At 71.3% G+C, this 13,717-nt stretch carries 16 protein-coding genes and 1 tRNA gene; 10 read left to right on the forward strand and 7 right to left on the reverse strand.

What is annotated here, in order from left to right; translation table 11 throughout:
- The first annotated feature begins 25 nt into the window (after positions 1-25).
- The 4 genes from ACWCYY_RS24940 (at position 26) to ACWCYY_RS24955 (ending at position 2,206) form a co-directional block, all read left to right on the forward strand.
- On the forward strand, positions 26-451 hold the full coding sequence (locus ACWCYY_RS24940) for a M67 family metallopeptidase (protein ID WP_345290425.1): 426 nt from the start codon (positions 26-28) through the stop codon (positions 449-451).
- Positions 452-587: 136 nt separating this feature from the next.
- On the forward strand, positions 588-704 hold the full coding sequence (locus ACWCYY_RS24945; RefSeq protein ID WP_345290426.1) for a putative leader peptide: 117 nt from the start codon (positions 588-590) through the stop codon (positions 702-704).
- 92 nt (positions 705-796) lie between these two features.
- Entirely contained in the window at positions 797-1,069 is a 273-nt protein-coding gene (locus ACWCYY_RS24950) for a MoaD/ThiS family protein (protein ID WP_345290427.1), read from the forward strand.
- A gap of 168 nt (positions 1,070-1,237) precedes the next feature.
- Positions 1,238-2,206, forward strand: a complete 969-nt coding sequence (locus ACWCYY_RS24955) for a PLP-dependent cysteine synthase family protein (RefSeq protein WP_345290428.1) — start codon at positions 1,238-1,240, stop codon at positions 2,204-2,206.
- 63 nt (positions 2,207-2,269) lie between these two features.
- On the opposite strand, the gene ACWCYY_RS24960 is transcribed toward ACWCYY_RS24955, so the two are convergent.
- Positions 2,270-2,707 (reverse strand): type II toxin-antitoxin system PemK/MazF family toxin, encoded by a 438-nt coding sequence (locus ACWCYY_RS24960; RefSeq protein ID WP_345290429.1) that lies wholly within the window; start codon positions 2,705-2,707, stop codon positions 2,270-2,272.
- Between the two features lie 169 nt (positions 2,708-2,876).
- On the opposite strand from ACWCYY_RS24960, the gene ACWCYY_RS24965 reads away from it, so the two are divergent.
- On the forward strand, positions 2,877-3,071 hold the full coding sequence (locus ACWCYY_RS24965; protein ID WP_345290430.1) for a helix-turn-helix transcriptional regulator: 195 nt from the start codon (positions 2,877-2,879) through the stop codon (positions 3,069-3,071).
- Positions 3,072-3,239: 168 nt separating this feature from the next.
- Positions 3,240-3,986, forward strand: coding sequence for an MBL fold metallo-hydrolase (locus ACWCYY_RS24970; RefSeq protein WP_345290431.1), 747 nt, complete (start codon positions 3,240-3,242; stop codon positions 3,984-3,986).
- Positions 3,987-4,009: 23 nt separating this feature from the next.
- Here the strand turns inward: ACWCYY_RS24970 and ACWCYY_RS24975 are convergent, their stop codons facing one another.
- The 5 genes from ACWCYY_RS24975 to ACWCYY_RS24995 form a co-directional block, all read right to left on the reverse strand.
- Complete coding sequence (locus ACWCYY_RS24975; protein WP_449797301.1) at positions 4,010-5,284, reverse strand: LLM class flavin-dependent oxidoreductase; 1,275 nt, start codon at positions 5,282-5,284, stop codon at positions 4,010-4,012.
- Positions 5,281-6,210 (reverse strand): LLM class flavin-dependent oxidoreductase, encoded by a 930-nt coding sequence (locus ACWCYY_RS24980; RefSeq protein WP_449797302.1) that lies wholly within the window; start codon positions 6,208-6,210, stop codon positions 5,281-5,283. The genes ACWCYY_RS24975 and ACWCYY_RS24980 overlap by 4 nt, the downstream gene beginning before the upstream one ends.
- A gap of 238 nt (positions 6,211-6,448) precedes the next feature.
- The gene (locus tag ACWCYY_RS24985; RefSeq protein ID WP_345290434.1) at positions 6,449-7,699 is read right to left on the reverse strand and encodes a PTS transporter subunit EIIC; all 1,251 of its coding nucleotides are present in this window, start codon (positions 7,697-7,699) and stop codon (positions 6,449-6,451) included.
- Positions 7,700-7,987: 288 nt separating this feature from the next.
- On the reverse strand, positions 7,988-9,226 hold the full coding sequence (locus ACWCYY_RS24990; protein ID WP_380149622.1) for a PTS transporter subunit EIIC: 1,239 nt from the start codon (positions 9,224-9,226) through the stop codon (positions 7,988-7,990).
- 242 nt (positions 9,227-9,468) lie between these two features.
- The gene (locus ACWCYY_RS24995; protein ID WP_380149621.1) at positions 9,469-10,758 is read right to left on the reverse strand and encodes a PTS transporter subunit EIIC; all 1,290 of its coding nucleotides are present in this window, start codon (positions 10,756-10,758) and stop codon (positions 9,469-9,471) included.
- Between the two features lie 343 nt (positions 10,759-11,101).
- Between ACWCYY_RS24995 and ACWCYY_RS25000 the strand changes: the two genes are divergently transcribed.
- From ACWCYY_RS25000 to rdgB, 4 genes are all read left to right on the forward strand, one after another.
- On the forward strand, positions 11,102-11,335 hold the full coding sequence (locus ACWCYY_RS25000) for a PTS glucose/sucrose transporter subunit IIB (RefSeq protein WP_345290435.1): 234 nt from the start codon (positions 11,102-11,104) through the stop codon (positions 11,333-11,335).
- 111 nt (positions 11,336-11,446) lie between these two features.
- Positions 11,447-12,181 carry a ribonuclease PH gene (rph, locus tag ACWCYY_RS25005; protein WP_345290436.1) on the forward strand — a complete coding sequence of 245 codons (735 nt, stop codon included), beginning with the start codon at positions 11,447-11,449 and terminating at the stop codon, positions 12,179-12,181.
- Positions 12,182-12,275: 94 nt separating this feature from the next.
- On the forward strand, positions 12,276-12,662 hold the full coding sequence (locus ACWCYY_RS25010; RefSeq protein WP_345290437.1) for a hypothetical protein: 387 nt from the start codon (positions 12,276-12,278) through the stop codon (positions 12,660-12,662).
- Between the two features lie 60 nt (positions 12,663-12,722).
- Positions 12,723-13,331, forward strand: a complete 609-nt coding sequence (rdgB, locus tag ACWCYY_RS25015) for an RdgB/HAM1 family non-canonical purine NTP pyrophosphatase (protein ID WP_345290438.1) — start codon at positions 12,723-12,725, stop codon at positions 13,329-13,331.
- Positions 13,332-13,418: 87 nt separating this feature from the next.
- On the opposite strand, the gene ACWCYY_RS25020 is transcribed toward rdgB, so the two are convergent.
- A tRNA-Leu gene (locus ACWCYY_RS25020) sits at positions 13,419-13,501 on the reverse strand.
- Positions 13,502-13,717 lie beyond the last annotated feature (216 nt).

The raw sequence follows: 13,717 nt of genomic DNA on the forward strand, positions 1-13,717 counted from the left end.
CGGGGGCCGTGGCTATCCTGACCGGATGCTGACCATCACCCGAGAGCTGCACGACGCGATCGTCGCCCACTCCCGCGCGGACCACCCGGACGAGGCGTGCGGCGTGGTCGCCGGCCCGGCCGGCACCGACCGCCCGGAGCGGTTCGTCCCGATGCTCAACGCCGCCCGCTCGCCCACCTTCTACGAGTTCGACTCCGGCGACCTGCTCAAGCTCTACCGGGAGATGGACGACCGGGACGAGGAGCCGGTGGTGGTCTACCACTCCCACACCGCCACCGAGGCCTACCCCTCCCGCACCGACGTGAGCTACGCCTCCGAGCCGAACGCCCACTACGTGCTGGTCTCCACCGCCGAGGGCACCGAGCCGGGCGACCCGTTCCAGTTCCGTTCCTTCCGGATCGTCGACGGGGTCATCACCGAGGAGCCCGTGGAGCTCGTCGAGGCCTACTGAGCAGGGCCGAAGGGCCCGCCGCACCACCCCCCGGTGGAGCGGCGGGCCCTCGGCGCGTCCCGGGATGTGACACACATTCATCCGGATGGCGAGACGTGGATGTCGGAGCGGGGCGGGGAATCTATACGATGAGCCCATGCGTTCCGTCGATGTGAGCAACCAGGCCCAGGGCACCCGCCTTGTCGCGCGCCTGCACGTCGACCTGTGCCGGCTCGCCAGCGCGATCTGTCCCGGCCCCGCCGCCGCTCGCTGAGCCCGGCCAACCGCCTTGCCCCGTACGGGGATCGCACCGCCCTGCCGCGCCCCTGCGGCCCACCCCGAACCCACCTCCACAGGAGCGCAGTCATGGCCATCGAGGTCCGCATCCCGACCATCCTCCGCACCTACACCGACGGCGCCAAGTCCGTCGAGGGTGCCGGTGCCAGCCTCGGCGAGCTCTTCGCCGACCTGGACGTCCGCCACCCGGGCATCGCCGCCCGCCTGCTGGACAACGGCGAGCTGCGCCGCTTCGTGAACGTCTACCTGAACGACGAGGACGTCCGCTTCCTGGACGGCATCGAGACCGGCCTGAACGACGGCGACAGCGTCACCATCCTCCCCGCCGTGGCCGGTGGCTGAGGGGCCTCCGGCGATCGGGGGGCGGCGTCGCGGGCCCGGGGCACGCACCTCGCCGGCTTCTCCTCGGTCGCCGATGCTCCGCATGGACTCCCTCGTCGGCACCGCCGAGGCACGCACCCCAGCCCCGCTCCTTGCTCCACCCCCCGATCGCCGGAGGCCCCGGATCTGATGAAGTACGACAGCCCGCTCGAAGCCGTCGGCAACACCCCGTTGGTCCGCCTGCCCCGCATCTCCGCCGCCGTGCCCGGCAACGGGGAGGGGCAGGTGACCCTCTGGGCCAAGCTGGAGGACCGCAACCCGACCGGATCGATCAAGGACCGGCCGGCCCTGCACATGATCGAGCGGGCCGAGGCCGCGGGGCTGCTCACCCCCGGCTGCACCATCCTGGAGCCCACCAGCGGCAACACCGGCATCTCGCTCGCCATGGCGGCCAAGCTCAAGGGCTACCGGATGGTCTGCGTGATGCCGGAGAACACCAGCGAGGAGCGCCGCGAGCTGCTCCGGATGTGGGGCGCGGAGATCATCGCCTCCCCGGCGGCCGGCGGCTCCAACACCGCCGTCCGGATCGCCAAGGAGATCGCCGCCGAGCACCCCGACTGGGTGATGCTCTACCAGTACGGCAACCCGGACAACGCCGGTGCGCACTACGCCGGCACCGGCCCGGAGATCCTCGCCGACCTGCCGACCGTCACCCACTTCGTGGCGGGCCTGGGCACCACCGGCACCCTGATGGGCGTCGGCCGGTACCTGCGCGAGAAGGTCCCCGGCGTCCAGGTGGTGGCGGCCGAGCCGCGCTACGACGACCTGGTCTACGGGCTGCGCAACCTGGACGAGGGCTTCGTCCCGGAGCTGTACGACGCCGAGGTGCTCACCACCCGGTACTCGGTGACCTCCGAGGACGCGGTGCGCCGCACCCGGGAGCTGCTCCAGCAGGAGGGCATCTTCGCCGGCGTCTCCACCGGCGCCATCCTGCACGCCGCGATCGGCGTCGGCCGCAAGGCCGCCCAGGCCGGCGAGCGGGCGGACGTGGTGTTCGTGGTCGCCGACGGCGGCTGGAAGTACCTCTCCACCGGCATCTACACCGCCGAGACCACCGAGGCCGCGGTCGAGGCCCTGCAGGGCCAGCTCTGGGCCTGACGCCCGGTCGGACGCACCGCCGGAAGGCGCACTCCCCAGCGGGGGAGTGCGCCTTCCGCGGTTCTAGCGCAGGGCGCGCTGCACCCGGGACCAGGTCTGTCCGTCGACCTTGCCGACCCTGCGGCGGAAGGCGGCCACCGGCACCTCGCGGAGCTCGTCGGTCTCCAGCCAGCTGGCCCGGCCCTGGCGGTCGCCGACCGAGCCGGGCGGCAGCGGGAGCACACCGGGGCGGCCGGCGTGGTGCTTGCTGGTGATCTTCACGACCGTGGCGGTGCGGCGGTTCACGCCGAGCACCAGGCAGGGGCGGTCCTTGGCCCCGGGCCCGTCCTCGAACGGGACCTCGGCCCACCAGATCTCCTGCGGTGCCGGGCGGCCGGTGGTGCGGACCGGGCCGGAGGGCGTGCGGCGGGGTGCGGGCGCCGGGGTGGCGCGCCTGCGCAGCAGCCACAGCACGACCGCGAGCGCGGCCACCACCAGCAGTGTGATCAGCACCTTGTCCATCCGGAGACCGTACCCCGGAGGGCCCGGAGCGTCGTGACAGTCGGGGATTTATCCGTTCGGCGCTGCCGATTCGTCACGGAACGGCCACGGAGTCCGTTCCGCACTAAAGATCCTCGTTGGGCCGGAAAAGCTGACCACGGAAGATCAGCCGCACCTGAAGGTGGCCCAGATGTCCTTTTGCAGCCGCGAGTTGTGGTCCTACTCGGAGATCGCCCGGCACATCAACGTCCAGCCCGACACGGTCCGCAACTACCGCCGCCACGGCCTGCTGCCCGACCCGGACGTGGTGGACGGCAGCGGCCACCCGCGCTGGTTCGCGGAGACCATCCGGGCCTGGGCCCGCAACCGCCCGGGGAACCGGTGACGCCCCGTCCGCCGTCGGCGGCCCGTTCTGGTGACATCAGCCACAGCACGGCACGGGGACGGGGGCAAAGTGACGTCCGGCCCTTACTCTCGTCAGGCAGCCCGGCCACCGCCAGTCGGTGGGCGTCCGGGGCTCGGACCATGACCAGACGGGGTGGAGGGGCTCGGCATGAAACTGACCGTGGTGGGGTGCTCGGGGAGCTTCCCCTCGGCCGAGTCCCCCTGCTCCAGTTACCTGGTCGAGGCCGACGGCTACCGGGTCCTGCTGGACCTCGGCAACGGCGCGCTCGGCGCGCTGCAGAAGTACGCCGGGCTCTACGAGATCGACGCCATCCTGCTCAGCCACCTGCACGCCGATCACTGCATCGACCTCTGCGCCTACTGGGTGGCCCGCAACTACCGCATGGAGGGCTGCCCGGACCCGGTGCCGGTGTACGGCCCGACCGGCACCGCCGAGCGGCTGGCGCGCGCCTACGACATGCCCGAACAGCCGGGCATGACCGAGGTGTTCGACTTCCACACGCTCGCCGAGGGCAGCTTCGAGCTCGGCCCGCTGCGGATCACGGTGGCCCGGGTGAACCACCCGGTGGAGGCCTTCGCCTTCCGGATCGAGCACGAGGGCCGCAGCCTGGTCTACTCCGGGGACACCGGCGAGTGCCCGGAGCTGGTCGAACTCGCCCGGGGCACCGAGCTGTTCCTCTGCGAGGCGGCCTACACGGACGGCAAGGAGACCTTCGCGGCGGTCCACCTGAACGGCCGCGAGGCCGGGCAGCACGCGGCCGCCGCCGGGGTCGGCCGGCTGGTGCTCACCCACATCCCGCCGTGGACCGACCCCGAGGTCAACCGCCGGGACGCCCAGGCCGCCTTCGCCGGACCGGTCGAGGTGGCCCGCCCCGGCGCCGTCTACCAGCTCTGACGGCGCCGGGCGCCCGGCGGGGGTCAGGGGCTGCCGGTCAGCCGCTCCCGCAGCGTCCCCACCGGATACTCGGTGCGGTGCACGCCGCGCCGCTGGAGCAGCGGCACCACGTGCTCGACGAAGTCGTCCAGCCCGCCCGGCGTCAGGTGCGGGATCAGGATGAAGCCGTCCGCCGCGTCGCGCTGGACGTGCTCGTCCAGGGCGGCGGCCACCGACTCGGGCGTGCCGACGAAGGAGTGGCGGCCGCTCAGCTCGATCACCACCTCGCGCGAGCTGAGCCCCTTCTCGGTGGCCAGCTTCCGGTAACGGGCCGCGAGTTCGAGGGGGTCGCCGAGCCGGGTGCGGCCCTGGACCAGGGCGGAGCCGACCACCGGGTCGGCGGCCGGGAGCGGGCCGTCCGGATCGTGGTCGGAGAGGTCGAGGCCCCAGATCTGCTCCAGGTGGGCCAGCGCGGTGCGCGGGCCGACCTGCTGACGGCGGATCAGCGCCGAGCGCTCGGCGGCCTCCGCCTCGGTGGAGCCGAGCACGAAGGTCACCCCCGGCATGATCTTCAGCTGCTCCGGCCGCCTCCCGTACGCCGCCAGCCGCCGCTTCACGTCGGCGTGGAAGGCCCGGCCGGCCTCCGGGGTGGAGTGCCGGCTGAACACCACGTCGGCGTGGGCGGCGGCGAACTCCCGCCCCTCGTCCGAGTCCCCGGCCTGGATGATCACCGGCCGTCCCTGCGGCGAGGGCGGCAGCGGCCCTGCGCCCTCGACGGTGAACTGCGGCCCGGAGTGGAGCACCACCCTGCCGTCCGAGGCCCAGAACTCCGAGGCCAGCTGGACGAACTCCTCGGCCCGGCGGTACCGGTCGGAGTGGTCCAGGTAGCCGCCCCGGCGGAAGTTCGCGCCGGTGAAGGCGTCGTTGGAGGTGACCACGTTCCAGGCCGCCCGGCCGTCCGAGAGGAAGTCCAGGGAGGCCAGCCGGCGGGCGAGTTCGTACGGCTCGTTGAAGGTGGCGCTGACCGTGGCGGCCAGACCGAGGTGGGTGGTGACGGCGGCCAGCGCGTTCAGCACGGTGATCGACTCGGGGCGGCCGAGCACGTCCAGGTCGTGGATGCGGCCGTTCACCTCGCGCAGCCGCAGGCCCTCGGCGAGGAAGAAGAAGTCGAACAGGCCGCGCTCGGCGGTGCGGGCCAGCTCACGGAAGGAGCTGAACTCGATCTGGCTCCGGGAGGCCGGATCGGCCCAGACGGTGGTGTTGTTGACGCCGGGGAAGTGCGCGGCGAGGTGCACCTGCTTCTTCTGGCGCGCACTCATCGGGCCACCCCCGCGGTGGCGGCGTAACGGGAGACCGGACGGGCCAGGCCGAGCCGGTCCCGCAGGGTCCCGCCGCGGCCGCTGCCGGCCGCCGTGGCGTCGATGAACTCCCGCAGGTCGGCGGGCAGATGACGCGGCACCAGGTGGAGGCCGTCCACCGCGCCGGCCCAGTCGGCCGGGCGGACGCCGGGGGAGACCCGGGCCAGCACCAGCAGGTCGCGCCCGGCGGCGGTGCGCAGCGCGGCCCGGGCGGTGGCGGCGGTCTGCGGGGAGGGCGCGTCCAGCAGCACCAGGTCGGCCTGGTGGAGCGCCAACTCCCGTCGGGCGCCGGTCTCCTGGTGGTCGAGCCGGACCGCCACCACCGGGCGGCCCTGCGGCGGGCGCGGGGTGATCGAGGGGCCCTTGACCGAGAACCACCGGCCCTCGAAGTCCGCGTAGTGCAGCTTCTCCCGGTCGACGAAGCGGCCGGTGGCCAGGTCGCGGATCTCCGCGTCGTCCTCCCAGCTGTCCCAGAGCCGGGCGGCCACCTCGACGGCGTCGGCGGCCTCCTGCCAGAGCTCCTCGACGGGCAGCACCGCCCGGCGGCCGAAGGCCCTGGCCTCCTCCTCGGTGGCCGAGACGTCGACCAGCCAGCCGGCCCGGCCCTCGCTCACCCAGTCCAGGGTGTTCACCGCGAGCGAGGTGTGGAAGGGCTCGGTGTGGGTGGTGGTGACGGTCGGGACGAGCCCGATCCGCGAGGTGGCGGGGGCGACCCGGGCGAACACCGCGAGGGCGTCCAGCAGGTTGGAGCCGGGGGCGAGCGAGTCGTCCAGGGTGACGAAGTCCAGCCCGCCGCGCTCGGCGAGCAGGGCGAGTTCGGTGTAGTGCGCGGCGGTCAGCGGCCCGGGGCCGTCCAGACCGGAGGAGAGCAGCAGGGAGTGGGGCACGGCGGGGCCTCGGCCTTCCGGAGGTGGTGTCGTGTCTGGGCTGGGATCAACCGCAGCGACGACACGCCGCCGACCACACGCGACCGAAGTCGATGTGGTCGCGGGTCACCAGGAAGCACGAGGCGCGCATGCCCCCAGTGGACCAGCGGTCCTGGCGGCCCGTCAACCTCCGTCCACAACGCACCGACCCCGACCGGCAGTTGCCGGTCGGGGTCGGTGGGGTGGAGCGGGGGCCGGATCAGGCCTTGGTGATGTCCTCGATCTCGGCGTCGTCCTCGCGACCGGGGGTCTTGAGGTCGAACTTCACGATCGCCCAGCGGAACAGGACGTAGTAGAGGGCCGCGAAGACCAGGCCGATCGGGATGATCAGCAGCGGCGAGCTGGCCTTGGAGTAGGCCAGGCCGAAGTCGATCAGACCGGCGGAGAAGGTGAAGCCGACCTTCACGCCGAGCGCCCAGGTGACGGCCATCGAGACGGCGGTCAGCACGGCGTGGATCACGTACAGCGCGGGGGCGATGAAGACGAAGGCGAACTCGATCGGCTCGGTCACACCGGTGACGAAGGAGGTCAGCGCGAGCGACATCATCATGCCCATCACGGCGGCGCGGCGCTCGGGCTTGGCGGCGTGCGCGATGGCCAGCGCGGCGGCGGGCAGCGCGAACATCATGATGGGGAAGAAGCCGGAGGTGAACTGACCGGCCGTCGGGTCGCCGGCGAAGAAGCGGGTGATGTCACCGTGCACGACGGTGCCGTCGGCCTTGGTGTAGTCACCGGTCTGGAACCAGGCGTACGAGTTGACGAACTGGTGCATGCCGACCGGCAGCAGACCGCGGTTGATCAGACCGAAGGCGCCGGCGCCGAGCGCGCCCGCACCGATCAGGGTGTCGTTCAGGCTGGCGATCGCGTCGCCGATCGGGCCCCAGCAGAGCGCGAAGAACACGCCGACGGCGGTGCCGACGAAGGCCATGATGATCGGGACCAGGCGGCGGCCGTTGAAGAAGCCGAGCCAGTCGACCAGCTTGGTGCGGTGGTACTTCTGCCACAGGATCGCGCTCAGCAGGCCGATCACGATGCCGCCGAGCACGCCCGGGTTCTGGTAGGTGGGGGCGACCCACTTGCCGTCGGCGATGTGGCCCTCGGTGATCGGGAACGCGGTGAGCACGTTCTTGTAGACCAGGAAGCCGACCAGCGCGGCGAGCGCGGTGGAGCCGTCGGCCTTCTTCGCGAAGCCGATCGCGATGCCCACCGCGAAGAGCAGCGGCAGGTTGGCGAAGACGGCGTCACCGGCGGTCAGGAAGACGGCGGCGACCTTGCCCCAGCCGAGGCCGTCCTTGCCGAACACGTCGTCCTGGCCGAGGCGGAGCAGCAGACCCGCGGCCGGGAGGACGGCGATCGGGAGCTGGAGGCTGCGGCCGATCTTCTGCAGGCCCTGGAGCAGGCTCTGCCCGGCCTTCTTGGCCGGGGACGGCGCCGTTGCTGTCGTGGTCATGGGGGTGGTTCCTCAACGTCAGGGCGGGTCGGTCGGGGGCGGTGCATCGGGGGCCGAACCGCGAACTGGTCTACACCACTAGTGGTGTAGACCAGTTTTCTAGCACGGGCGGAGGAGCCTCGGTACCCCCGGGTGCCGCGCAGGTGGGAAGCGCTATGAAATCGAAACCTTCTTTTGGATTGGTGATCATGGTTACCCGCCGTAATCGCGATTTTGGCGAGTTGCGCAACAAAAAGGCCCGCTCCGGGTGGGGGTTCCACCGGGAGCGGGCCGCGGGCTGAGGGGGTGTCAGTCCTTGGTGATGTCCTCGATTTCGTCCTCGGGCTCGCGGCCCGGGGTGGTGAGGTTGAACTTGGTGATCGCGAAGCGGAAGAGTCCGTAGTAGAGCGCCGCGAAGCAGAGTCCGATCGGGATGATCATCCAGGGCTTGGTGGCGAGGTTCCAGTTCAGCGCGTAGTCGATCAGGCCGGCCGAGAAGCTGAAGCCGTCGTGCACCCCGAGCGCCCAGGTGAGTGCCATCGAGAGGCCGGTGAGCAGTGCGTGGATCACGTACAGCACCGGGGCGATGAACATGAAGGAGAACTCGATCGGCTCGGTGACGCCGGTGATGAAGCTGGTCAGCGCGACCGAGACCATCATCCCCATCACGGCCTTGCGGCGTTCCGGACGGGCGCAGTGCGCGATGGCGATGGCGGCGGCCGGGAGGCCGAACATCATGATCGGGAAGAAGCCGGACATGAACTGACCCGCCGTCGGGTCACCGTGGAAGAAGCGCGGGATGTCGCCGACCCAGGTGTGGCCGGAGGCGTCGGTGAAGCTGCCCACCTGCTGCTGGAAGAAGGTGTTGAGGAACTGGTGCATGCCGATCGGGATCAGCATCCGGTTGGCCACGCCGTAGATTCCGGCGCCCGCCGAGCCGAGGCCGACCAGCCAGTCGCTCGCGTTGGTCAGGCCGGTGCCGATCGGGCCCCAGGCCAGTCCGACCACCACGCCGACCAGGGTGCCGACGAAGGCCATGATGATCGGGACCAGGCGGCGGCCGTTGAAGAAGCCGAGCCAGTCGACCAGCTTGGTGCGGTGGTACTTCTGCCACAGGATCGCGCTCAGCAGGCCGATCACGATGCCGCCGAACACCCCGGGGTTCTGTGGTGATCCCTTGGGCAGTGCCTCGGTGACGGTGCCGGCCATCGGAAAGGCCGTCAGGACGTTGTGGAACACCAGGTAGCCGACCAGGGCGGCGAGAGCGGTGGAGCCGTCCGCCTTCTTGGCGTAGCCGATCGCCACGCCGACGCAGAACAGCAGCGGCAGGTTGGCGAAGACGGCGTCGCCCGCGGTCGCGAAGACCGTGGCCACCTTGCCCCAGCCGAGGCCGTCCTTGCCGAAGACGTCGTCCTGGCCGAGGCGGAGCAGGATGCCGGCGGCCGGCAGTACGGCGACCGGGAGCTGGAGGCTGCGTCCGATCTTCTGGAGACCTTGCAGGAGGCCGGCTCCGGGCCTCTTCGCCGGTGCGGCGGCGGTCGTGCTCATGGGCTGTCCTTCGGGCGGTGGGCGGCGTTGCGCACCGATCGGTGATCGGCCAATTGGTCTACACCAGTGGGGTGCGAAAACTTTTCTAACACGCCGTTTAAGTCCGGAGGAAATAACTGCGACACTTCTGGTTTTGCCAATTCCGGCGTGAATTCCGCCAGGGCACTTGGTCCCTTCTCCGGCATGCCGAAAGGCCCCCGGACCGGTGGGTCCGAGGGCCTTTCGGGCGGATTGACGGAGGGTCAGGCCTTGGTGACGTCCTCGACCTCGTCCTCGTCCTCGCGCCCGGGGGTCTTGAGGTCGAACTTGATGATGACGAAGCGGAAGACCACGTAGTAGACCACCGCGAAGCAGAGCCCGATCGGGATGATCATCCAGGGCTTGGTGGCCAGGCTCCAGTTGATGACGTAGTCGATCAGGCCGGCCGAGAAGGAGAAGCCGTCGTGCACGCCGAGGCCCCAGGTGACCGCCATCGAGACGCCGGTGAGGATCGCGTGCAGCGCGTACAGCGCCGGGGCGATGTAGGCGAAGGAGTACTCCAGCGGCTCGGTGACGCCGGTGACGAAGGAGGTCAGGCCGACCGAGAGCATCAGGCCGGTGATCTCCTTGCGGCGGTGCGGCTTGGCGCAGTGCGCGATGGCCAGGGCGGCTGCCGGGAGGGCGAACATCATGATCGGGAAGAAGCCGGAGGTGAACTGACCGGCCGTCGGGTCGCCCGCCAGGAAGCGGTTGATGTCGCCGTTCACCACGGTGCCGTCCGGCTTGGTGAAGGAGCCGAACTGGAACCAGAGGAAGGTGTTCAGCAGCTGGTGCATGCCGATCAGCAGCAGGGCGCGGTTGGCGAGGCCGAAGATGCCGGAGCCCACCGCGTCCAGGTCGGAGAGCCACTCGGAGAAGGAGTTGAGCGCGTCGCCGATCGGCGGCCAGACCCAGAGGCAGAGGCAGGCGAAGGCCAGGCCCATCACGGCGGTGATCATCGGGACCAGGCGGCGGCCGTTGAAGAAGCCGAGCCAGTCGACCAGCTTGACCCGGTGGTAGCGGACCCAGAGCCAGGCCGACATCAGCCCGATCGCGATGCCGCCCAGCACGCCGGGGTTCTGGTAGACCGCGTTGGACGACTTCTGGGCGGCGTAGTCCACGCACTGGTTGCCGACCAGCTTGGCCGCGCCGGTGCAGTCCTCGGGGAAGGCAGCGAGGACGTTGAAGTAGACCAGGAAGCCGACCACCGCGGCCAGCGCGGTGGAACCGTCGGCCTTCTTCGCCATGCCGATCGCCACGCCGATGCAGAACAGCAGCGGCAGGCCGAGGGTGGAGCTGAGCAGCGCGCCGCCGGCGGACGCGAAGACCTTGGCCACGTTGTCCCAGCCGAGGCCGTCGGCGCCGAACACGTCGGGCTGGCCGATCCGGTTGAGCAGGCCGGCGGCGGGGAGCACGGCCACCGGGAGCTGGAGGCTGCGGCCCATCTTCTGGAGGCCGCCGTACAGGCCGTGCCACCACTGTCTCTGCGGAACTGCCGCGCCTGCCGAACTCATCATCGTCCTCCGAGTGCCGAACCGGTCCGGGCAGGAACACCGGAGGGCGTCGGCGCGTTGTCCGAAGTGCACCTAATATTGGTGTAGACCACTTCTGGCACTGCGGGTCCGACGGGTCCGAGTTCCCACTGATCGTCATCCTCGGGTGATCATCGGCGGCGCGCGCGTCGTGCTCGGCCAAAAGTGGACTAACGTGACAAGTCGGTCGGAATCGGGCGATGCTGTCCGGGTGCCGTCATGGGCGCGGCATCTGAGCCCGCGTCACTTTCCGGCCACTGCCACCAGCACCGAGCGGTACGGCTCCGGGCACAGCCGCCGGGGGCCGAGACAGAGGGAGAAGGACATGGCCAGCAAGGCTGAGAAGATCGTCGCCGGTCTCGGCGGGATCGACAACATCGAAGAGGTCGAGGGCTGCATCACCCGCCTCCGCACCGAGGTCAAGGACTCCTCCCTGGTCGACGAGGCCGCGCTGAAGGCAGCCGGCGCCCACGGCGTCGTCAAGATGGGCACCGCGATCCAGGTCGTCATCGGCACCGACGCCGACCCGATCGCCGCCGACATCGAGGACATGATGTGAGCTGAGACCCCCTCAGGTCTCCGATCACCGCTCCGGCCCGTCACCCCGTCAGGGGGTCGACGGGCCTCAGCGTTTCCGGGTGGGGCGCCCGCAGCGGATAGGCTCGGGACCATGTCTCGCATCGACGGCCGCACGCCCGATCAGCTCCGCCCGGTCACCATCGAACGCGGATGGAGCAAGCACGCCGAAGGCTCCGTCCTGGTCTCCTACGGGGACACCAAGGTGCTCTGCACCGCCAGCGTCACCGAGGGCGTGCCGCGCTGGCGCAAGGGCAGCGGCGAGGGCTGGGTCACCGCCGAGTACGCCATGCTGCCCCGGGCCACCAACACCCGCGGCGACCGCGAGTCGGTCCGCGGCAAGATCGGCGGCCGCACCCACGAGATCAGCCGGCTGATCGGCCGTTCGCTGCGCGCCGTGATCGACCACCGCGCGCTGGCCGAGAACACCATCGTGCTCGACTGCGACGTGCTCCAGGCCGACGGCGGCACCCGCACCGCCGCCATCACCGGGGCCTACGTCGCCCTGGTGGACGCCGTCTCCTGGGCCCGCGAGAAGAAGCTGCTGCGCGCCAAGGGCCAGCCGATCACCGGCGGCGTCAGCGCCGTCAGCGTCGGCATCATCGACGGCGTCCCGATGCTCGACCTCCGCTACGAGGAGGACGTCCGGGCCGAGACCGACATGAACATCGTCTGCACCTCCGACGGCCGCTTCGTCGAGGTCCAGGGCACCGCCGAGGGCGCGCCCTTCGACCGCGCGCTGCTGGACCAGCTGCTCGACCTGGGCACCCTGGGCTGCGCCGAGCTGGACGAGGTCCAGAAGAAGGCGCTGGAGTCGCTCCAGGCCTGACCGTGCGTCGGACCCGCGGAGCGGACCGGTCCGGGAACCGGGGAGGGCCGTCACTCGTCCTCCCCGGTGCCCGCCCACCCGACCGGAGGACCCGATGCCGTTCAGCACCCACCGCTCCACCGTCCTGTCCGTCGCCGCGCTCGCCCTGCTGCTGCCGCTCGCGGTGGGCTGCTCGGCCGCGCAGAAGGCGCTGGACTGCGGCAACACCGCGGTGACCGTCAGCACCGACATCGCCAACGTGAGCAGCGCCTTCGGGAACGCCCAGAACGACCCGCAGGCGGCCGGCCAGGCGCTGCAGAAGCTCAAGACCGACCTGGACCAGCTGGGCCGCAACTCCAGCGACACCGACGTGGCCAAGGCGGTCACCGACCTCCAGACCCAGGTCGAGAAGCTCCAGCAGGCGGCGAACGGCAAGCAGGTCCCCGACCTCAAGCCGCTCGGCGACGCCGCCGCCAACCTCACCAAGGTCTGCACCGGCTGACGCTCCGTCGAGGACGGGTCGGCGGGCCCCGGGGTCCCTCCCAGACCCTAGGCTGGCCGCATGACTACCCGACGACTCGTCCTCGCCACCCGGAACCGGCACAAGGTGACCGAGCTGCGCGACATCCTCGGTGCGGCCGGCCTCGACGTGGAGCTGGTCGGGGCCGACGCCTACCCGGAGGTCCCGGACGTCCGGGAGACCGGCGTGACCTTCGCGGAGAACGCCCTGCTGAAGGCGCACGCGCTGGCGCGCGCCACCGGCCTGCCCGCCGTCGCCGACGACTCCGGGCTCTGCGTGGACGTGCTGAACGGCGCGCCCGGGATCTTCTCGGCCCGCTGGGCCGGGAAGCACGGCGACGACCGGGCCAACCTCGACCTGCTGCTGGCCCAGCTCTCCGACATCGCCGAGCCGCACCGCGGCGCGCACTTCGCCTGCGCGGCGGCGCTGGCCCTGCCGGACGGCACCGAGCGGGTGGTGGAGGGCCGGCTGCTCGGCACGCTGCGCACCGAGCCGGCCGGCAGCGGCGGCTTCGGCTACGACCCGGTGCTCCAGCCGCTGGGCGAGACCCGGACCTGCGCCGAGCTCACCCCGGACGAGAAGAACGCCATCAGCCACCGGGGCCAGGCCTTCCGCGGGCTCGCGCCGGTGGTCCGGGAGCTGCTCGGCTGAAGCGCCGTCAGGCCCGCGCCGCCCTCTGACGCGACGTGAGAAGGCCCCCGCCTCCGAGTGGTTCGGAGGCGGGGGCCTTCCCCGTTGTGCGGCCTGAGGGATTCGAACCCTCACGAGGTCTCCCTCACGGGCACCTAAAGCCAGCGCGTCTGCCGTTCCGCCAAGGCCGCAGGGTGCTTCGTCGCCATGCTACTTGGCCGGTCGGCCGCCCGGCACCCGCCTTACGGCCGGTACCCGCCGGGCGTGCGCCGGGGCGGCCCGTCGGCGCTGCCGGATCCGGCCACGGCGGCACCCCGGGGCCCGGCCGGGTCACCGTGATCGTCTCGATGCCGCAGCGGTGGCGCGGCGGGCCCGGAACGCCACCGGATGCGAAGCACCACTGGGGC

Source organism: Kitasatospora sp. NPDC001664, from assembly GCF_053596675.1.